Consider the following 19,307-nt stretch of genomic DNA (forward strand, 5'->3'; position numbering starts at 1 on the left):
TTCGACGGCGGCCGCCGGACCCGGGTGCGCCCGGGTCCGGCAGCCGCCGTCGTTGCGTCCGGCAGCCGCCGTCGTCGGCCCTGCCCGGTGCCGGAAGGCCGCGTCCCGCTGTGAGGCAAGTCTCAGGGGAAGTACATCCGCCATATGGCATATTTGATAAATGGCAGATTTCAAGCAGTCCACCAAGCTTCATAATGTCCTCTACGACATCCGTGGACCGATCCTGCAAGCCGCCCAGCAGATGGAGGCAGAGGGACACCGCATCCTCAAGCTGAACATCGGCAACCCGGCCCCCTTCGGCTTCGAGGCCCCCGACGCGATCCTCGTGGACATGATCCGCCACCTGCCGCACGCCCAGGGCTATAGCGACTCCCGCGGCATTTTCTCCGCCCGCACGGCCGTCTCGCAGTACTACCAGACCCGCGGGATCCAGAACATCCACGTGGACGACATCTACCTCGGCAACGGCGTCAGCGAACTCATCACGATGTCCCTGATGGCCCTCCTCGACGACGGCGACGAGGTCCTCATCCCCACCCCGGACTACCCGCTCTGGACGGCCTCCGTGGCCCTCGCCGGGGGCAAGCCCGTGCACTACCTCTGCGACGAGGAGTCCGGCTGGCAGCCCGACCTGGAGGACCTCGAGTCCAAGATCACCCCGCGCACCAAGGGCATTGTGGTGATCAACCCGAACAACCCCACCGGTGCGGTCTACCCGGAGGAAACCCTGCGGAAGATCGTGGCGCTGGCCGAGAAGCACGGGCTGGTGCTGTTCGCCGACGAGATCTACGAGAAGATCCTCTACGAGGATGCCGTGCACGTGAACATGGCCGCGCTCACCGGCGACGACGTGCTCTGCCTGACTTTCAGCGGCCTCTCCAAGGCCTACCGGGTCTGCGGCTACCGGGCAGGCTGGATGGCCATCTCCGGTCCCAAGAAGGACGCGGCCGACTACCTCGAGGGCATCAACCTGCTGGCCAACATGCGCCTGTGCGCCAACGTGCCGGCGCAGCACGCCATCCAGACCGCCCTGGGCGGTTACCAGAGCATCAACGACCTGATCCTGCCGGGCGGACGGCTGCTGGAGCAGCGGAACAAGGCCTACGACATGCTCAACGCCATACCCGGCGTCAGCACGCAGCAGGCCCGCGGGGCGATGTACCTGTTCCCGCGCCTCGATCCGGAGGTTTACCACATCCGCGATGACGAGAAGTTCGTCCTGGACCTGCTGCGCCAGCAGAAGATCCTGGTCTCCCACGGACGGGCCTTCAACTGGGTCCGGCCGGACCACTTCCGCATGGTGACCCTGCCGAACGTCAAGGACCTCGAGGAAGCCATCAACCGCATGGGAGACTTCCTGAGCCGGTACCAGGGCAACTAGGATTCGGGACAGCAGCGCGGCCGGACGAACGTCCGGCCGGCTGCCTGAACCGGAAAGAGGCTTTGATGGAAGAAGTCGTGAACTTCGACGAACACCCCTCCGAGACGCTGAAGGCGGGGAAGAAGTTCAAGCTCGGCGACCTCGACCCGGGCTCGACCCCCGGGTACGGCGGTGACAAGGCCGCCGGCGAGCGGCTGCTGGCCGAGCTCGACGGCAGGATCACGCAGCTGCAGGAGCAGCTCTTCGCCGAATCGCGGACCGGCGGCAGGAAGCGCGTCCTGCTGGTCCTGCAGGCGATGGACACCGCGGGCAAGGGCGGGATTGTCAACCACGTCATGGGGCAGATGAACCCCCAGGGCGTCCAGCTTAAATCGTTCAAGGCCCCCACCCCGGAGGAACAGTCCTACGACTTCCTCTGGCGGATCGAAAAAGAAGTGCCGGCCGCCGGAATGGTGGGCGTGTTCGACCGCTCCCACTACGAGGACGTGTTGATCCACCGGGTGCACCGCTGGGCGGACACCGAGGAGCTGGACCGCCGGTACCGGTCCATCAACGAATTCGAGGCCCGGCAGTCCGCCGCCGGCACCAAGATCGTCAAGGTCATGCTCCACATCAGCCGCGACGAGCAGCAGGAGCGGCTCCTCGCCCGGCTGGAGGACCCCGAGAAGCGATGGAAATACAGCAGCAACGACCTCAAGGAACGTGCGTTCTGGGACGACTACATGGACGCCTACCAGGCCGCCTTTGAGCGGACCAGCTCCGAGCACGCGCCGTGGCACGTGGTCCCCGCGAACAAGAAGTGGTACGCGCGGATCGCCGTCCAGCAGTTGCTGCTGGACGCGCTGGAGGGGTTGTCGCTGCAGTGGCCCCAACCGGAGCTCGACGTCGACCTCGAACGCGAACTGGTGAAGCGCTCCTAGCCGGCGGCGGGCGGCTCAGCCCTCCTGGACGCCCTTGTCCCGCGCCGCGGCAAGCCGCTTGCGCGCGCCTTCGAGCCACTCTTCGCAGCGGGCGGCCAGGGCCTCTCCGCGTTCCCACAGGGCGAGTGACTCTTCGAGGCTGGCGCCGCCGGCCTCAAGCCGGCCCACCACGGCCACGAGCTGTTCGCGGGCTTCCTCGTAATTGAGCTTGTCGATGTCGGTGTCCGGTGCGGGGGCCGACGCGTTTTCTGCTGCCATGCTGGTGCTCCTTGTCTGGAACCGGAACCACGTCGGGCCCGGCCCGGCCGCCGCTGCGGGCCGGGAATGCTGGTTGGGACAGTACTGCTGGATGGGGCGGTGCTGGAGAACGGTGCTGCTGCTGTGACAGGCAGCCGGGGTCAGTCCCCGGCGGACTGCCGCCCGGACGTGGACCGGGCCGTAAACCTGCCGCCGGCGACGCGGACGGCCAGGGCCGTGCCCGCCGGGGCCTGGTCCGGGTGGTACACCACGGTGTGCCGGGCGCCCGGGGCGGCGTTGCCGTCGTCGAGCTGGACGACTGCGTAGCCCCGGTCCAGCGTTTTCTGCGGCGAGAGGGCACGTACCTGGGCTTTGAGGTGCACCAGCTGGTCCGCCGCCCGCACCACCGCGGTGTTGACGGCGGCGAACGAGCGGCCCTTGAGCCGTTCGACGTCGTCGTGCCGGGCCGTGACCATGCCCTCCGGGGCGGCGAGCACCGGGCGGGAGCGCAGCGAGGCGAGCCGGTCGGCTTCGCGTTCGACCAGTCGGCCCACCCCACGCCGCAGCTGGTCGCGGGCCTGCCGGACGCGGGTGAGTTCCTCCGCGACGTCGGGCACAATCCGCTTGGCCGCGTCGGTGGGCGTCGAGGCCCGCAGGTCCGCGACGTCGTCGAGGATCGGCCGGTCCGCCTCGTGGCCGATGGCGCTGACGACCGGGGTGGACGCGCCGGCGACCTCGCGGATCAGTTCCTCGCTGCTGAACGGCAGCAGGTCCTCCAGGGCGCCGCCGCCGCGGGCAATCACAATGACGTCCACGACCGGGTGGGCGTCGAGCTCGCGCAGCGCGCCGATGACCTGGGCGACCGCGGTGTTGCCCTGGACGGCCACTTCGCGGATCTCGAACTCGACGGCGGGCCAGCGCAGCGCTGCGTTGCGGAGGACGTCCTTCTTGGCGTCGGAGTCGCGGCCCGTGATCAGGCCGATCCGGTGCGGGAGCAGCGGCAGGCGCTTCTTACGCGAGTCGGCGAACAATCCCTCCGCGGCCAGCGCCTGGCGCAGACGCTCGATCCGGGCCAGCAGGTCGCCGAGCCCCACCGGGCGGATGTCCTTCACGGACATGTTCAGCCGACCCGTCTTCAGCCAGAACTCGGCCTTGAGCAGGGCCACCACCCGGGAGCCGCGCTCCAGCGGCAGGGCCTGGCGGTCCAGGACGTTCGTCCACACCGAGGCGGGCAGCGAGATCTCCGCGTCGATGTCGCGCAGCGTGAGGTAGGCGTTCGTGCCGCGCCGGTTGAGCTCGATGACCTGACCCTCGACCCAGGCGGAGGGCGCCCGGTCGATGTGCATCTTGAGCTTCTGGGAGAGCAGCTGCAGCGGCCAGGGGTTGTCCGGGCTGGTGTCGGCGGCGGTGGGCGGCAGCGTACTGGCGGCGGTGTTCTCAGACATGCCGGCCACCGCCGGCGGGAAGTGCCTGGTGCATGGGGAGTGGTCCTTTGGTGGGTCAGGGAGCTGCTTCAACTCTATCCATAGCTCTACCAGCAGGGGCCGACGTTTCGGCCGGCCCGCTTTCGGCCCCGCCCCGGCGCCCCCGTAGGATGGCTCTACTCCCAACCCTTTCCTAGGAGACTTTCGTGCGCACTTTCGTCTCGGCCGTCGCGGTTTTGCTCGGCCTCGCCATGGCGGCCGTGGCGGTCCCCGCCATCTGGGTGGACCGCAACATCGTTCAGGAGGACGGCTTCGTGGCCCTGACCGCGCGGCTGGGCAAGGACCCCGCCTTCCAGCGCCGGCTGGCCACCGCGGCCGTCAACAACATCTCCTTCGGTGACCAGCAGCTGCCCGACGCGCTGGCCGGCGTCGTCAAGCCCGTCCTTGAGGACGCGGCACAGTCGCTGACGTCAATGCCCGGCTACTCCGAGGCGTGGGCGGAGACCCTGCGCCGGAGCCACCGCTTGAGCTTCGCGGACCCGCGCACGCTGCCCGCCGACGTCGACGGCACCACCTCGCTGACCCTTGACGTGGCCCCGTTGGTGGGCCTGGTGGTGAAGAAGGTCTCGGAGGCGTCCCCGGTGCCGCTGAGCGCGCCGGGAGAGGTGCGGATCGGGATCGGCCAGTCCAACCAGCGCCAGCTCATCGAGCGGGTCACGGCCTACGCCCCGATGGGCTCCCCGGTGGCCATCGGCGCCGCCGTGGCGTTCCTGCTGGCTTTTGTTGCCGCCCGGCGGAAGTGGACGGTCCTTGCCGCGGCCGGCGCGGGCACCCTTGTCCTGGCCGGCGTGTGGAAGCTGGGCGTCGAGGCTGCGGGCCGGGCGGTCCAGGGGACCGGGAACAGCAGCGACGTCGCGGAGATCTTCAAGCGGGAGTTCGTGGCGGCGTCCACGGCCGGCTTCGGAGAATGGCTTACGGCCGCGCTGGTGGTCGGGGGCGGGCTCCTGCTGTCCGGGGTCGCGGTCCGGGCAGTTGGCGGGCGCAAGCCGGGGGCCATCAGCCGCCCGTAACGGACACCGGTAGCATGGAAGGCATGACCTCCACCGCTGTATCCATCCCGATGCCCTCCGTTCCGCGCCGGCGGCGCTCTCCGGAGGAAGTCCTGGCGGCGGCCCCGGTGGCCGGCCCCAAGAAGGTGCTGCTGGCCGCGCCGCGCGGCTACTGTGCCGGCGTGGACAGGGCCGTGATCGCGGTGGAGAAGGCCCTCGAGCACTACGGCCCGCCGGTTTACGTCCGCAAGCAGATCGTCCATAACGTCCACGTGGTCAGTTCGCTGGAGGAAAAGGGCGCGATCTTCGTCGACGAAACCGACGAGGTTCCGGAGGGCGCGCTGGTGATCTTCTCGGCCCACGGCGTCTCGCCGGCCGTCGTGCAGTCAGCGGAGGACCGCGGGCTGCGCACCATCGACGCCACCTGCCCGCTGGTGACCAAGGTGCACCGCGAGGCGGTCCGCTTCGCGAAGGACGACTTCGACATCCTGCTGATCGGCCATGACGGGCACGAGGAAGTCGAAGGGACGGCCGGGGAGGCGCCCGAGCACATCCAGATCATCAACGGCCCGCACGAAGTGGACAAGGTGACGGTCCGGGACCCGGAGAAAGTCATCTGGCTCTCGCAGACCACCCTGAGCGTGGACGAGACGATGGAGACCGTGCGGCTGCTGAAGGAGCGTTTTCCCACGCTGCAGGACCCGCCCAGCGATGACATCTGCTACGCCACGACCAACCGGCAGGTGGCCATCAAGAAGATCTCGCCGCAGGCGGACCTCGTGATCGTCGTCGGCTCGGCCAACTCCTCAAACTCGGTCCGCCTGGTGGAGGTGGCGCTGGAATACGGTGCCAAGGCTTCCTACCGGGTCGACTTCGCCAACGAGGTGGACGAGTCCTGGTTTGAGGGCGTCGCCACGGTCGGCGTAACCTCGGGTGCGTCGGTTCCCGAGGTGCTGGTCAAGGACGTCCTGCGGCTCCTGGCCGACTACGGCTACGGCACCGTCGAGGAAGTCGTTACGGCCGAGGAAGACCTGCTCTTCTCGCTGCCGAAGGAATTGAGGGCCACCCTGAAGCAGGCCGGTGACGTCTCCCGGGCCCTCGGCGGCCGCGGCGCACGCAACCCGCGCCAGTCCTGACCGCGGTCTTGACTGTGCGGTCCTGACTGCGGGGCCCTGACCGCACCGTCCTAACCTTCCATGGCTGGCCGGCAGTGCTGAGCCGACGGGATCAGGCGGCGGGCTCCTCTTCCGCCGTCGCGCTGTGGCCGGCGCCCTGCTGCAGTTCGGGGGCGGCCACGGAACGCGGCGTCACCTCGACGGCGGCGGGGGCCACCAGGCCGGCGGCGTCCATGGCATTGAGCTTCCGGGCTGTCGGCAGCACCCTGGCCTCCAGGGTCCCGACCAGGGAGTTGTAGCGGTCTACGGAGGTCTTTAGCGACGAGCCAAGACGCGTGACATTTTCGCCCAGCGTGCCCATGCGTTCGTAGAGCTGCTGCGCGAGTTCGAAGAGCTCGCGTGCGCTGTCGGTCAGGACGTCCTGCCGCCAGGTGAAGGCCACCGATTTCAGCACCGCCAGCAGCGTCCCGGGGGAGGCAAGGACGACATTCCGGGACAGGGCGTGGTCCAGCAGCGCCGGGTCCGCCGAGAGCGCCGCGGCGAGGATCGACTCCGCGGGGAGGAAGCAGACCACCAGTTCCGGCGCGTTGCCCGGAATGTCCCAGTACTTCTTGTTGCTCAGGGCGTCCACGTGGGCCTTGAGGGCCTTCGCGTGAGCGGCCAGCAACTGCTGCTGGCCGTGCAGGCTTCCAGCCGGCGCCCTGCCGCCTGCAGGGGCGCCGAGTTCCTGGGCCTCAAGGTAGGCCGCCAGCGGCACCTTCGCGTCGACCACGAGCTGCTTGTCGCCGGGCAACTGCACCACGAGGTCCGGGCGGACGGTGCCTTCTGAGCCCTGTCCGGAACTGTGCAGCTGCTCGTGGAAGTCAACGTGCCGCAGCATGCCGGCGGCCTCGACCACCCGGCGCAGCTGCACCTCGCCCCATTGCCCGCGGGCGCTGTTGGACCGCAGCGCGGATTCGAGGGCGTGCGTGGAGCGCAGCAACTGCTCGTCGGAGAGCCGGGCCTCCTGCAGCTGCTGTGCCAGCTGGCCGTACTGCTCCAGCCGGTCCCGTTCCAGCAGCGAGACCTGCTGCTGCACCGCGGTGAGCTTTTCCGCCACCGGCGCCAGCGCGCGCAGGACGTTGCCGTCCTGGCTGCGCGCCTGCCCCAGCTCGCGGTTCTGGTCCGCCAGCAGGCGGCGTTCGGCATCGGCCGCCGCGTACCGGGCGCTGACCTCCGAAAGCCGGGCGGAGACGCCGTCGAAATCCTGTTCCAGTGCCGCGGTGCGGCGGCGGTAGACGACAAAGGTGAAGGCGGCGCCGGCAACGGCCCCGATCAGCAGCATCAGCAGGGCGAGAATGAGTGCGAAAGCGTCCATGCCTTCACTCTGGCACGCACCCCTGACACTTTTAGCCAGTGACGCACGGTCACCCGGCATCCCCGAGCGAGGCCGGCGGCGGACGGCGGCCCGCCGCCGCAGGGTACCGCCCCGATTACCGGTAGAATCAATACTCGTGGCTCTTACTATTGGCATCGTCGGACTGCCCAACGTCGGCAAATCAACCCTTTTCAACGCACTGACCCGCAACCAGGTGCTCGCGGCGAACTACCCGTTCGCGACGATCGAGCCCAACGTCGGCGTCGTGAACCTGCCGGACCCGCGGCTCGAGAAGCTCGCCGCCATCTTCGGTTCCGCCCGCCTGCTTCCGGCTGCGGTCTCCTTCGTGGATATCGCCGGCATCGTCAAGGGCGCCTCCGAGGGGGAGGGCCTGGGCAACCAGTTCCTCGCGAACATCCGCGAGGCCGAGGCCATCGCGCAGGTCGTCCGCGTGTTCGATGACCCCGACGTCATCCACGTCGACGGCAAGGTCGACCCCCGCTCCGACATGGAGACCATCAACACCGAGCTGATCCTCGCCGACCTTCAGACCATCGAGAAGGCCATCCCGCGGATCGAAAAAGAAGTCAAGATCAAGAAGCGCGAGGCCGCTGAACTGGCGGCCATCAAGGCCGCCCAGGCGGTGCTGGAGCGCGGAGACACCATCTTCTCCTCGATCAAGAGCGACAAGCTGGAGATGCAGCACCTCAAGGAGCTCGGCCTGCTCACGGCCAAGCCCTTCATCTACGTCTTCAACGTGGACGAGGGCATCCTCGGCAGCCCCGAGAAGCAGGAAGAGCTGCGCGCCCTGGTAGCCCCGGCCGACTGCATCTTCCTCGACGCCAAGCTCGAGGCCGACCTCGTCGAACTGGACGAGGAGGAGGCCCGCGAAATGCTGGAAATGAACGGCCAGGAAGAGTCCGGCCTGGACCAGCTGGCCCGCGTGGGCTTCCACACCCTCGGCCTGCAGACCTACCTCACTGCCGGCCCGAAGGAGACCCGCGCCTGGACCATCCACCGGGGCGACACGGCCCCGCAGGCCGCCGGCGTGATCCACTCCGACTTCCAGCGCGGTTTCATCAAGGCCGAGGTCGTCTCCTTCGACGACCTGATCGAAGCCGGGTCCATGGCCGAGGCGAAGGCCCGCGGCAAGGTCCGGATCGAAGGCAAGGAATACGTGATGGCCGACGGCGACGTGGTGGAGTTCCGCTTCAACGTCTAGTTCCTGACTTCCTACGTTTTCGGCGATGGCCGCTAAGAACACCTGTTCTTAGCGGCCATGCGCTTTTCGACCGCGTGCGAGGGTAAGAGTGCGTGAAATTCTGAGGCGACCGGGTCACCCGCGCGATAGTTTGACGGGCTCGGCCAGCCAAAAGCCCTGCATGGTGCCACGACAGCCAAAGGGGTTTCGCAGACGCAACGGACCCGGATCGACTGGCCTTATGAAATAGGGTCTGGCCCATGGATATGCAAATAATTATCGCGGCCATGGCGTTGGCGCTTTCTGCGGTTGCCCTAGTGCGCGGGGAAATACTTCAAAGCCGTCGTGTCTCTGAAGACGCTCAGCAGCGTGCGGTGGAGTATGTCAGGGAAGCCTTGGAAGGAGTCCTAGGTGTCATGGAACACGCCGACGTTAGGCCTCCACCCAAGGCGGAAATTAGTAGAGTCATGCTCGATTTCGAGCGAACATGTCGACGTTGGGAGCAGCTGCTCCCAACGGGTGCCAAGCACCTGCGGCTGAGTGTTCGACATGCAATGGCGAACTGCTTCGGGGCCGCCGGCATCGATAGCGGCAGATCCTCGGATTGAAGGCTTGGAGATAAGGACCTTCGACTCACATTGGTGGGACATCGGCTACACCTATGTCGAGCACGCTCGGGCGCGTTTTGGTCATTGGTTGGTTGAAATTCCACGGAGGCCACTGGTTATCGTTCGCTACGACCAGTGGCGAAGCGATGAAGACTATCCATCAACCAACTGGTCTTAGGCCTAGTGGCAAGCTGGCAGACGCAGCAGGGCGGGATCGCAGCGGCCCTACGGTCGATGTGCGGGAAGTGAATGGGCAACTGCTTGAGGAACCGATTCGTGTGCTCGGTCGAGCCGGCTGAAGACTGCGAATCTGAGGCCGAAACTCCTGACGCGAGCTCATTCGAAGAGCCCTCACAGTAAGGCCCACGTGGGGAGCAAGGGATCCAGCCAGGACGTGAAGGTTCTCTAATGCGGGGGAAGAACCGTCGTCAAGTCATGAAATACTCGTCAATACTCAAACTTGGCCTTATGTTTGTTGAACTGTTTGGTCTAGCTTTCGGGCTGGCATCCTTCCCCAGAAAGCACTGAGTATTGAAAAAGATTGACGATCTCTATTGTGAAGCCTGTGGTGTGCATTTCTCCGCCAAACCGAAGGCGGGGCCGTTCGGGTTCATGCGGGCTGGTTGCACAAGTTGTTTGTCGAAGGTCGTCCTTCCGCTAACTACTTCCATGAGGTTAACCTACTGGGCCCTCGTTGTTTTAGGTGCAACCGGTATATCGGTGCTATGGATGCGGGGGTATTGGGTTTACTACATTGGGCCCGTTCTAACGATTGCAATTACCAGTCTAGTGATCGATCTCGTGATCAGGTCGGCGGGCGTCAGGAATGCTACAGGCGCTGATGGTAGCAAGAAGCGGCGTATAAAGAGGTTGATTAGGGAAGTCGCCTGGACGATGGGCGTTGTCACAGCCGTTCACATTGTAGTGGTGTTCGCGGTTGAAACAGCCGAGGTGCACACGGTTACGGATCGGCCAGAGAGCCCAGAGACGTTCACCTCGGAACAGTATCTCACCGGCAAGTATATTGTTAGACAGGACGATAATCCGGTCTGCCGGGTGGGGCAATACTATAGTGATTGCATTAATGACTATGTCAATCAGTATAACTATTCATGCGCTGATATTGAGCTGACTCTGTTTAGTTCAGTTGAATGTAAGTCGTACTTGCAAAACATAGACGACATGAAGGCTAAGGATCAGCCAGGTTGGATCGTCTCAGGCGTCGGAGGTCCCGGGCACCTCAGCCGCAGAGCCGAGGTGTCCAGCCGTGATGTTAGCAACAATGATTATGAGCCTGCCGTAACCCATTCGGCTGTCTGCTACCTAGGGTTCGTCGGAGAATGTTTACCGTGATGCCCCTGCACTGTCGCGGATCTCGGTGAGCTTTAAACAGGCGTCCTAGAGGTTATTCGGCTACGGAACGTGGTGGAGTTCCGCTTCAACGTCTAGGTCCTGGCTTCCCAAGATTTCGGAGATGGCCGCTAAGAACACCTGTTCTTAGCGGCCATCGTCTTGTGAGCGTGCTGGTAAGCGAGGAGTTCCGCGCTGTATCAGTCCCATGAAGATTCTGCGGCAAGGACCTGCGCCAGGTCGGTAGGGCGACTCCACAAGGCCAATGGCCCAACGGGCTGAGAAATGTCATTCGGACGGACGTCGACTGGCCCCGTCCGCCTCCAAACGCTGGCGTGCGGTATTCAGTCCTGGTCCGACCGGGACCTGGTCGGTAGCTGCTGCCAGCCCGAAAAGCGGCATATCGCTGTACATGCTTTCCCTGCCACCGGCGATCGTCTCGTAGGTCTCGTGCCATACGCCGACGTCGCCAGTGCCGGCGGATTTGCGCATGAACCGGCGCCAGGGCTCAAGGTGCGGCGCAGACCGGTCCGCCGCGAACCGCTGCAGGTGTTCCGGGCTCTTCCAGTAGGTGACCATGATGGTGGTCCGGCCGAACCATTGCTGGTAGCCCAGCAACCCGGCCTCCGGCGTCTTGGCCAGGTAGGCAAGCATCTTGGGCATGGCCACCCCCACCCGTGCCACCTTCCCGAATTTCCACCACCGGTTAGCACACATCCCGATCAGGAAGACCGTGACCGGGCCCCCGGGAGCGGCGGTGAAACGCCCTATGTGTACTTGTTCCGCCATCGCTTCCCCTGTTCATAACAGTGTTACAGAACAGTGTTATGCAATACTGGTGCTATGGCAAGACCCATAGTTCACGACGGCAACTTGCGTCGCAGGCTGCTCGACTCCGCAGCCTCCCTGATCGCCCGCGACGGCGCCTCTGTCGTATCGCTGCGCGGTCTTGCCGCTGCCGCGGGGACCTCCACGACGGCGGTATATTCACTCTTCGGGGGCAAGACGGAACTGCTGAGTGCCGTGCTCGACGACGGCTTCGCTTCCTTTACTGCCTCGCAACAAGAGGCAGCCGCTGGCGGCCTCGAAGCATTGGGGCGGGCCTATCGAACCTGGGCGTTGGAGCATCCGGTCCTCTATGGCTTGATGTTCGGCGGCTCACTGCCCAGTCAGGTGCCGTGCCGGCCGACGCCGGGAGCCGTTGAGCCATCGATCGGGCCGCTGTTCGCCGCGGTGGCTGCAGCGTTGCCCGGAGCCCCGGAGGACGAGATCGCCTCGATGGTCGGAGTTGTGTGGGGCCAAGTCCACGGGCTGGTGTCACTGGAACTTGCCGGCGCGCCGGCGGCTGGCTGGGCTTGGGATGCGGCCTACGATGCTGCCCTCCGGCAGATTGGCCGCTCGCTGGGACGCTAGGGGAGTGCGGCCCGCAGTATGCCGGGGGATCGCGGCGTCGGCCAGCAGTCATGAATGGGAGTCTCAAGACGATCGGCGGCGAAATCGTCGGTGTGGTCCCCTCTGCGCCAAGTCTCCACGAACAGTGGCCAACCGTGAGAACGCCAATTGCGATTGGGGACCTGCTAGTTTCGCCAAGGATGGCTATCTCGAAATCAGGTGTCGTCTCTTGGGAGCAGTGGCTGCCACATGTCCGAAAACAGGGCTCTCAGTTTCCGCTGGGGGACAGTATGCAAAGAGGGATCGCAGATGATCGATGACAATGAAATGCTGCTGATGCTGCGACTCGAGCCACTTGACCGCTCAGCCAAAACGGCCTTCGCGGCCGCGTGTGCCCAGCGCCTCGTGCATTTGTCCAACCGGTACTCTCAGCAAGTAGGCGACTCGTTGCGTGAGCAGCGACTCGCCGTCATCGTCTCGGCGGCCTCGCAAGCAGCCGCTGGGCGGGGCATCGATGCGACCCGAATGAAGGCTGAAGCAGAGGCCATGGTTCCGGACGAGGACGAAGAAGGGTGGTCGGCAGGTAGAACCTACGCTGGCAACGCCGCAGCCGCTGCCGCCTACGCGCTGCGGACCTGGCTCACCAACGACCCTCAAGAGGCCGCCTGGGCAGCTCGGCAGCTCTTAGATACGGCAGATCTCGCTTACTCTCAGGCGATCCGCGGCGGCGACCTTACCTCCGAGGATGAGGAAAAAGCATACCTGGAGTCTCCAGTCTTCCAGTCAGTCACGTTCGCCATCCAGCGCGATCTCGAGGCAATAGAGACTGGCCGCTCGTGGTCCGAGTTGCGTCAGAGAGCCGAATTGGAGGGAAAGGATTGGGTTGCCTCCATGCCGTAGCGTTTCGGCTGTCCTGTCCGCTAAGCGCCCTTTAGCGGCTGGTGGCGCCGAATGCCATACTTGGCGCATGTCTGGAAATGCACCCGCCGAGGACAACCAACCGCTGTTCGCGCGGCCAATTCGGCTTGTCGACGGTGTCAACTTCTCCACTTGGCCTGACCTCAAGTGGAGCCGAGCTAATACCCACATCGCGGCGATGCAATCGAAATTCGGCGAGTGGCACGCCAGCGCGCCCGTATCGGTTGAAGCCGTGTTGCGCGATGACCGCCAAGGAATCGACCTGGTTGCCCGCGTTCCACGTGGAATACCGAAGCACGAATGGTCGCTTGATCTCGGCGATGCGTTGCACAACCTCCGCAGCGCATTCGACGCTGTGGCATGGGGTATGGCCCACTTCAACGATGCGCAGCCCACTCGGCCGAAGAATGTCACCTTCCCAATCTGCGAGGATGAAAAGCGGTGGAAAGAAGCAGTCAAGGCTTGGATCGGCGATATACACCCGGCGTTCCAAGAGCGGCTACGGATCATGCAGCCGTTCACCTATGCGTCTGGCGGCCTGACAGTATTGTCGATGCTCCACGACCTCGACATCCAGGACAAGCATCGCGAGATCTTGACGGTCTCGGCTGACCTGCATTCGGTTAATCTGTCCGGATCATTCGAATACGAGAACCACGACACCGCAGCCATGCCACGGGTGGAGATGTACTCCGATATCAAGTTTGCCGATGGTGTGGTGCTCGGGACAATCCACGCTGGAGCGCACATTCGGATGGTCGGTGAGATGATCCTTCGCCCAGAGATCAAGGTGCAGTTGATCTACGAGAGCGCTGCGCACGATGTTGTACCGATGCTCCAGCAGTTTGCCGTGGAGACTCGGCGTTGCCTCGACATCCTGATGTCTGGACTTGCTGAGCCGGACGAATCAGAAGAGGCGGAATGGACGCCGATGGAGGTGGGACCCCACTCTGCGTAGCGGCTGGTGTCCAGACGCTGCGTACGGATGAGGCGGGCCTGAGCGGCGGCCTCTGCGCCAGGTTATTCCGTGACGGAACGTGGTGGAGTTCCGCTTCAACGTCTAGGTCCTGGCTTCCTAAGATTTCGGCGATGGCCGCTAAGACACCTGTTCTTAGCGGCCATCGTCTTGTGAGTGTGCTGGTAAGCGAGGAGTTCCGCGCTGTATGGCCGCGCGGGCTGTGAAATCTCATTCGGGCGGACGTCGACTGACCCCGTCCGCCTCCAAACGCTGGCGGGCGGTGTTCAAGCCTGCTCCCACCGGGACATGCCCGGTAGCGGCTGCCAGCCCGACGACCGGCATGTCGCTGTACACGCTTTCCCTGCCACCCGGCATCGTCTCATAGGTCTCGTGCCACACGCCGATGTCCCCGGTGCCGGCTGATTCGCGCATAAACCGGCGCCAGGGCTCAAGGTGCGGTGCCGAACGGTCGGCCGCGAACCGCTGCAGATGCTCCGGGCTTTTCCAGTAGCTGAGCATGATGGTGGTCCGCCCGAACCATTGCTGGTAGCCCAGCAACCCGGCTTCCGGATCCTGGGCCAGGTGGGCCAGCATCCTGGGCATGGCCGCGCCTACCCGTGCCACCTTCCCGAACTTCCACCACCGGTTCGCGCGCATTCCTATCAGGAAAACCGTCACCGGGCCGTCCCCGGGTTCTGCGGTGAACCGCCCTGTGTGCACTTTTGCCGACATGTGTCCTCCTCGTCATAACAGTGTTATGAAACAGTGTTATGTAATACTGGTGCTATGGCAAGACCTGTAATCCACGACGAGAGCCTGCGTCGCAAGCTGCTCGACACTGCAGCCATCCTTATCGCGCGGGATGGTGGTGGCTCCGCGTCGCTGCGCAGTATCGCCGCTGCCGCCGGCACGTCGACGACGGCGGTGTATTCGCTCTACGGGGGCAAGGCGGAACTGTTGACTGCCGTACTCGACGACGGCTTCGCTTCCTTTGCCGAGGCCCAACAAGAGGCCGCTTCTGCCGGCCTCGAAGCGTTGGGCAGGGCCTACCGAACCTGGGCGCTGAAGCATCCGGTCCTGTACGGCCTGATGTTCAACGGCGTTCTCGCCAGCCGGGTGCCGTGCCGGCCGACGCCAGGAGCCGCTGAGCCCTCGATCGCACCGCTGTTCGCTGCGGTTGCAGCAGCGCTGCCCGGAGCAGCGGACGACGAGGTCGCCTCGATGGTCGGCGTCGTTTGGGGCCAGGTCCACGGGTTGGTGTCACTGGAACTGGCCGGTGTGCCGGCGCCTGGCCGGAGTTGGGATGCGGCCTATGATGCCGCCCTTCGGCAGATTGGCCGCTCGCTCGGACGCTGAGCGTCCGGTCGTGGGCAAGCCCCTCGGGAGGAGGGTAGTGAGTCAGTCGTTCGAGGCTTCCGATGCAATGATGTGAGCGAGGTCGGCCGGGCGACTCCACATCGGCCAGTGGCCGGTCGGAAGGTCGACGTAGTGAACGCTTTTTAGCCTGGCAACCTCGGCGAACATGGGATGGCCGGCCTTGACCAGTTCCTGTACCTGCGCACTCGGCATTGAGCTGCACACGAAAGTGGTGGGCACGTCGAAGCGGGCGTCGTTTGTCAGCTGGACGACCTGGCGAAGGACGGTTCCGGGCTCCGACACTGCGCGGTCGCGGAACCGCTCCAGGGCATCGGCGCTGAGGCCCTCGATGCTGGCCTGCTCGCCGAGCATCTCAAATGGTGGCAGCGGGAGTCCCTCCAGATCCTCCGGGAAGTCGGGGGCGAACGCGACGCCGGGCGCTGCCGGGCCGCTGTCGACCCAGATGACGCGGCTGAACAGCTCGGGGTGGCGATCGAGGACAAGACTCACCGGTGCGTTGGCTCCGCTGTGCGCCACGACGACCACCGGCCGGGAGCTGTCCATGGCGGCCTGTTCGATCGCCGCCGCCTGCTCCTCCAGCGTTCTGCTCAACCGGCCGGTATCTGTTTCGTCGAGGCCCGGCAGGGTCAGCGGGATGGCCCGGTGGGCCGAGGAAGTCAGGTGTTCCAGGACTTCGTCCCATGCCCACGCCCCCAGCCAATGGCCCGGAATCAGCAGGATCGTCGAAATGCTTGTTTCTGTTGTCATGCCACCATCCTCGCCCGCCTCCCGGACAACTGTGTGGCACTATTTATGGCACGGATCAACGACGGGTGAGGAAATGAAGCGAGTCGAGCGGCTGCATGCATTGTCGGAAATGCTGCGACGCAGCCGGTCCCGTGGATGCACTGCCGACCGGCTGGCTATTGAGTTCGGCGTGTCTGTGCGCACGATCAAGCGCGATATCGACGCTTTGGAGAACAGCGGGGCTCCGATCTGGTCCCGTCCGGGACCTCGCGGCGGTTATGGCCTGGCTAGTCAGGCTGATCTCCCACCTGTGAGACTGACGTCGGCCCAAGCGGTGGCTCTTCTCGCGGCGGTTTCAGCGGCCCCTGATGCGCCCTACGCTGATCTTGCCTCCGTCGCCATCGGTAAGATTCTCCACGTGCTCGATCCCCGGACCCGGCTGAAGGTCGATGAACTAGCACGCCGCATCTGGGTCAACACGGACCAACCCGGAACGCGGGCCGTTCGATCGGCCCTTGAAGAAGCGATGTCCGAGCAACAGGTCGTTCGCATCCGCTACACCGCACAAAATGGTAATGAGACCGCCAGGGACGTCGAACCAGTCATCTTCGCCTCAACCAACGGCCACTGGCACTTAATTGGTTGGTGCCGGCTACGTAACGAGATGCGCTGGTTCCGTGTGAGCCGCATCGGGCACGCCACCGTAACCACGACGCCCTGCGGCACCCATACCGTTGAGGAGATCGGTATCCCGCCAGCAACCTCCAGGTCAGTTCACGTTGCCGGTTGATGCAAGCCGCAACTAGCCGAAGCAGGTGCCTTTGATAGCTTGGAACCGGTGGGAACGACGGGGAAGCGCGACGAAAGGAATCCCATGAAGGCAGATCCAAACAAGTCCGGCGACGTCAACGCTGAACTGCCGACCGAAGACCCGACTGGACAGGACCCCGCAGCGGCAGATCCTGCTGCGGATGTAAAGCTGCAACTCCAGCTGGCCATCTTTGAGGTCAGCAAGGACTCCAAAGGAAAAAGCCTCGGCGAGATCACCGAAAGCCTGCGTTCTGCTATCGCCTCCCGTGGAGTGGAGGAACCGCCATTGACCTGGCTGGAATCTGTGGCCTCCTCAGCGTTCTATGGTGAGCCCTACATCATAGATTTCCCCACAGCGGTGGCGGCAGATGCGGCCGTGCCCGCCCCGAATGAAGCAGTCAGGAAGCGCCTCGCGTCCCGCCGAAAACTCCGCGCGGAGCAGCTTCCGGCGGAGATCTTTCCCTCTGCGTCCGAGTGGAACGTGCCGGACGGGGAAACCCGCGGCGGCGCTGGCCCGGGCAAGGCTCCGCGGTCAATGAAGGGGTCTGTGATCCTGGGTGTCATTGGCGCCGTCATCGCGGCGACGATAGTGGTCGTCCAGTCTGCCCGCACATCCAGTCGCCGTGGGACATCCCTGCCGACGCGGTCCATCAAAGGGCAGCACCGCTAGAGCAGCGAAGCGCCCGGCGCGAAGTACGCCGGGGCCGCTCTCTTTCAGCGTCCGATCTCCGGGATGGTGCCGGCGTCAGTCCCCGGGAAGGGTGCAGATGTGCCCGTCGGGGTCGACCGGGTAACCGCACAGCGGGCACGTCGGACGCCCGGCGCCCACAATTTCGCGGGTTCGCTGGGCGAAGGCCCGGGCGGTACCGACAGGAATCCGCACCAGCAGCATTTCGGAGTCCCCGGCGCCGTCCTGGTCCAGTGACCCGTCGTCCTCATCAGCCTCGACATCAGTGATGGGTTGGGCCTCAATGACGACCTGGACCGTCGTCGGGTCCCAGCCCAAACTCATTGCGCCGACGCGAAACTGCTCCTGGACGGCCTCAAGCGGGTCGTTGTCGACAAGTTCAAGGGGAGTACCCGCGGGAACGCTGAAAGGGTTGCCCTCGACCGTGCTGAGCTGGTCGAGAATCTCGTCGATCTTCTCGGCGAGCAGAGCGGACTGCTGCTTCTCCATTGCAACGCTGACGACCTTGGCCCCGGCCCGCACCTGCAGGTAGAACGTCCGCGACCCCGGAACGCCGATAGTGCCAACGACGACCCGATCAGGCCAGTCGAACTCGTGAACACGGGAAGGCATGTCAATATTTTAGGCACACTGGGGTCGGGGCGCCCTGCTTGCGCCGCGGCAACGCGACGAGGGGCATGGTCGGCCCGTCGCCCGCTGCCGCTTTGTGGGCGCGTCCGGACCTTGTTAGTCCTCGTACAGGGCGATGAAGCGGCCAACCACGCCGCCCTTGCGGAGCTTGGCGATGGCGTCCGGGATGTCCGCCTGCGTGATCAGGTTCATCGGCGGGTTCAACTCGCCCGACTTCATGAGCGCGTAGAGCTGCTCCAGGTCTTCCTTGGTGCCGGACTTGGATCCCTTGATGGAGAGCTGGTTGACGATCAGGGGATAGGTGTTGATGGTCGATTCGAGGCGACCCATGCCTACCTGGACCAGGGTGCCGAACTCGGCCAGGGTCTCAATCGCGTCCGCGGTCGTTGTGCCGAAGCCGGCATAGTCGACAATCAGGTCGAGCTTCTTGTCCTTGAATGCGGTGATGGAATCGGCCACACCGGCCAGGCCGATTTCGTCGGCCAGCTTCTGGGTCTCGGGGTTAACTTCCGCGCCGTAAACCTCCGCGCCGGCCAGGACGGCAACGCGGGCGCCGATATAGCCAAGGCCGCCCAGGCCGATGACACCGACCTTCATGCCTGCCTTGGCCCCGCCCACGGCCATGATTGCGTGGTACGAGGTGAGTCCGGCATCCGTGGCCATGGCGCCGAGGTCAAAGGGCACCTCGTCGGGGAGTCTTACCAAGTTGTCGTCGGTGGCGAGCAGTTTCGGGGCGAACCCTCCGTCCCATTTGCCGTAGCCGAGGGCATCACCATCGCTCATCACGGGGGAGAGGCCCACCCGGTCGCCGACCTTCCAGTGCTCCATGCCGTCGCCGACTTCAGTGATGATGCCGGCGTTCTCGTGGCCCATGGTGCGCGGCAGCGCCGGAAACAACGGCATCCAGCCGGCGTCGTCGAGAGCGGTGACGTCAGAGTGGCACACTCCGGCAGCCTTCACGCCGACCACGACCTGGCCCGGGCCGGCGGTCGGTTCGGGCACTTCGTTGAGCTCGAGCGGGTTGTTGGTGCCGGTGAACTGCCATGCCTTCATGGGGGCATCTCCTTAGGTCCGATTCCGAGTGCATGTATTTGCATGCATTTTCAGCCTACGCCTGTGATGCTGGCATATGCCCCCCAGTGTGACGAGGCTCATGGAGGCCCCGC

20 protein-coding genes are annotated in these 19,307 nt (G+C 64.9%); 12 read left to right on the forward strand and 8 right to left on the reverse strand.

Going from position 1 to position 19,307, the window contains the following annotated elements; genetic code table 11:
• Positions 1-160: 160 nt before the first annotated feature.
• Positions 161-1,381 carry a pyridoxal phosphate-dependent aminotransferase gene (locus ASG71_RS06840; protein WP_056737904.1) on the forward strand — a complete coding sequence of 407 codons (1,221 nt, stop codon included), beginning with the start codon at positions 161-163 and terminating at the stop codon, positions 1,379-1,381.
• Positions 1,382-1,446: 65 nt separating this feature from the next.
• The gene (locus ASG71_RS06845) at positions 1,447-2,301 is read left to right on the forward strand and encodes a polyphosphate kinase 2 family protein (protein WP_056737905.1); all 855 of its coding nucleotides are present in this window, start codon (positions 1,447-1,449) and stop codon (positions 2,299-2,301) included.
• Positions 2,302-2,316: 15 nt separating this feature from the next.
• Here ASG71_RS06845 and ASG71_RS06850 read toward each other — a convergent pair whose 3' ends face one another.
• The gene (locus ASG71_RS06850) at positions 2,317-2,559 is read right to left on the reverse strand and encodes an exodeoxyribonuclease VII small subunit (protein ID WP_056737906.1); all 243 of its coding nucleotides are present in this window, start codon (positions 2,557-2,559) and stop codon (positions 2,317-2,319) included.
• A 140-nt stretch (positions 2,560-2,699) separates the two neighbouring features.
• On the reverse strand, positions 2,700-3,983 hold the full coding sequence (gene xseA / locus ASG71_RS06855) for an exodeoxyribonuclease VII large subunit (RefSeq protein WP_056738606.1): 1,284 nt from the start codon (positions 3,981-3,983) through the stop codon (positions 2,700-2,702).
• Positions 3,984-4,168: 185 nt separating this feature from the next.
• On the opposite strand from xseA, the gene ASG71_RS06860 reads away from it, so the two are divergent.
• Positions 4,169-5,032 carry a hypothetical protein gene (locus tag ASG71_RS06860; RefSeq protein WP_056737907.1) on the forward strand — a complete coding sequence of 288 codons (864 nt, stop codon included), beginning with the start codon at positions 4,169-4,171 and terminating at the stop codon, positions 5,030-5,032.
• A gap of 23 nt (positions 5,033-5,055) precedes the next feature.
• Positions 5,056-6,147: a 4-hydroxy-3-methylbut-2-enyl diphosphate reductase gene (locus ASG71_RS06865; RefSeq protein ID WP_056737908.1), complete on the forward strand. Its 1,092-nt coding sequence runs from the start codon at positions 5,056-5,058 to the stop codon at positions 6,145-6,147.
• A gap of 91 nt (positions 6,148-6,238) precedes the next feature.
• Here the strand turns inward: ASG71_RS06865 and ASG71_RS06870 are convergent, their stop codons facing one another.
• The gene (locus ASG71_RS06870) at positions 6,239-7,483 is read right to left on the reverse strand and encodes a DNA recombination protein RmuC (protein ID WP_056737909.1); all 1,245 of its coding nucleotides are present in this window, start codon (positions 7,481-7,483) and stop codon (positions 6,239-6,241) included.
• A 136-nt stretch (positions 7,484-7,619) separates the two neighbouring features.
• Between ASG71_RS06870 and ychF the strand changes: the two genes are divergently transcribed.
• Both ychF and ASG71_RS16585 read left to right on the forward strand, forming a co-directional pair.
• Positions 7,620-8,705, forward strand: coding sequence for a redox-regulated ATPase YchF (gene ychF / locus ASG71_RS06875; RefSeq protein ID WP_056737910.1), 1,086 nt, complete (start codon positions 7,620-7,622; stop codon positions 8,703-8,705).
• 1,256 nt (positions 8,706-9,961) lie between these two features.
• Positions 9,962-10,645, forward strand: coding sequence for a hypothetical protein (locus ASG71_RS16585; protein ID WP_157366251.1), 684 nt, complete (start codon positions 9,962-9,964; stop codon positions 10,643-10,645).
• Between the two features lie 285 nt (positions 10,646-10,930).
• Here the strand turns inward: ASG71_RS16585 and ASG71_RS06880 are convergent, their stop codons facing one another.
• Entirely contained in the window at positions 10,931-11,431 is a 501-nt protein-coding gene (locus ASG71_RS06880) for a DUF4188 domain-containing protein (protein WP_056737911.1), read from the reverse strand.
• A 54-nt stretch (positions 11,432-11,485) separates the two neighbouring features.
• On the opposite strand from ASG71_RS06880, the gene ASG71_RS06885 reads away from it, so the two are divergent.
• From ASG71_RS06885 to ASG71_RS06895, 3 genes are all read left to right on the forward strand, one after another.
• The gene (locus tag ASG71_RS06885) at positions 11,486-12,055 is read left to right on the forward strand and encodes a TetR/AcrR family transcriptional regulator (protein WP_056737912.1); all 570 of its coding nucleotides are present in this window, start codon (positions 11,486-11,488) and stop codon (positions 12,053-12,055) included.
• Between the two features lie 288 nt (positions 12,056-12,343).
• The gene (locus ASG71_RS06890; protein ID WP_056737913.1) at positions 12,344-12,934 is read left to right on the forward strand and encodes a hypothetical protein; all 591 of its coding nucleotides are present in this window, start codon (positions 12,344-12,346) and stop codon (positions 12,932-12,934) included.
• A 67-nt stretch (positions 12,935-13,001) separates the two neighbouring features.
• Positions 13,002-13,910 (forward strand): hypothetical protein, encoded by a 909-nt coding sequence (locus ASG71_RS06895; protein WP_157366253.1) that lies wholly within the window; start codon positions 13,002-13,004, stop codon positions 13,908-13,910.
• A 228-nt stretch (positions 13,911-14,138) separates the two neighbouring features.
• Here ASG71_RS06895 and ASG71_RS06900 read toward each other — a convergent pair whose 3' ends face one another.
• Positions 14,139-14,642: a DUF4188 domain-containing protein gene (locus ASG71_RS06900; protein WP_056737915.1), complete on the reverse strand. Its 504-nt coding sequence runs from the start codon at positions 14,640-14,642 to the stop codon at positions 14,139-14,141.
• Positions 14,643-14,696: 54 nt separating this feature from the next.
• Between ASG71_RS06900 and ASG71_RS06905 the strand changes: the two genes are divergently transcribed.
• The gene (locus ASG71_RS06905) at positions 14,697-15,266 is read left to right on the forward strand and encodes a TetR/AcrR family transcriptional regulator (protein WP_056737916.1); all 570 of its coding nucleotides are present in this window, start codon (positions 14,697-14,699) and stop codon (positions 15,264-15,266) included.
• A 42-nt stretch (positions 15,267-15,308) separates the two neighbouring features.
• Here ASG71_RS06905 and ASG71_RS06910 read toward each other — a convergent pair whose 3' ends face one another.
• Positions 15,309-16,034 carry an alpha/beta fold hydrolase gene (locus ASG71_RS06910; RefSeq protein ID WP_056737917.1) on the reverse strand — a complete coding sequence of 242 codons (726 nt, stop codon included), beginning with the start codon at positions 16,032-16,034 and terminating at the stop codon, positions 15,309-15,311.
• A gap of 73 nt (positions 16,035-16,107) precedes the next feature.
• Between ASG71_RS06910 and ASG71_RS16305 the strand changes: the two genes are divergently transcribed.
• Both ASG71_RS16305 and ASG71_RS06915 read left to right on the forward strand, forming a co-directional pair.
• A complete protein-coding gene (locus tag ASG71_RS16305; RefSeq protein ID WP_082574926.1) occupies positions 16,108-16,803 on the forward strand; it encodes a helix-turn-helix transcriptional regulator in 696 nt (231 codons plus the stop codon).
• 84 nt (positions 16,804-16,887) lie between these two features.
• Positions 16,888-17,493 carry a hypothetical protein gene (locus ASG71_RS06915; RefSeq protein ID WP_056737918.1) on the forward strand — a complete coding sequence of 202 codons (606 nt, stop codon included), beginning with the start codon at positions 16,888-16,890 and terminating at the stop codon, positions 17,491-17,493.
• A 75-nt stretch (positions 17,494-17,568) separates the two neighbouring features.
• Here the strand turns inward: ASG71_RS06915 and ASG71_RS06920 are convergent, their stop codons facing one another.
• Together ASG71_RS06920 and ASG71_RS06925 are read right to left on the reverse strand one after the other, a co-directional pair.
• A complete protein-coding gene (locus ASG71_RS06920; protein ID WP_056737919.1) occupies positions 17,569-18,123 on the reverse strand; it encodes a DUF3090 domain-containing protein in 555 nt (184 codons plus the stop codon).
• Between the two features lie 114 nt (positions 18,124-18,237).
• Entirely contained in the window at positions 18,238-19,194 is a 957-nt protein-coding gene (locus tag ASG71_RS06925) for an alcohol dehydrogenase catalytic domain-containing protein (RefSeq protein WP_056737920.1), read from the reverse strand.
• Positions 19,195-19,307 lie beyond the last annotated feature (113 nt).

Source organism: Arthrobacter sp. Soil763 (assembly GCF_001428365.1).
Taxonomy (GTDB): Bacteria; Actinomycetota; Actinomycetes; order Actinomycetales; family Micrococcaceae; genus Arthrobacter.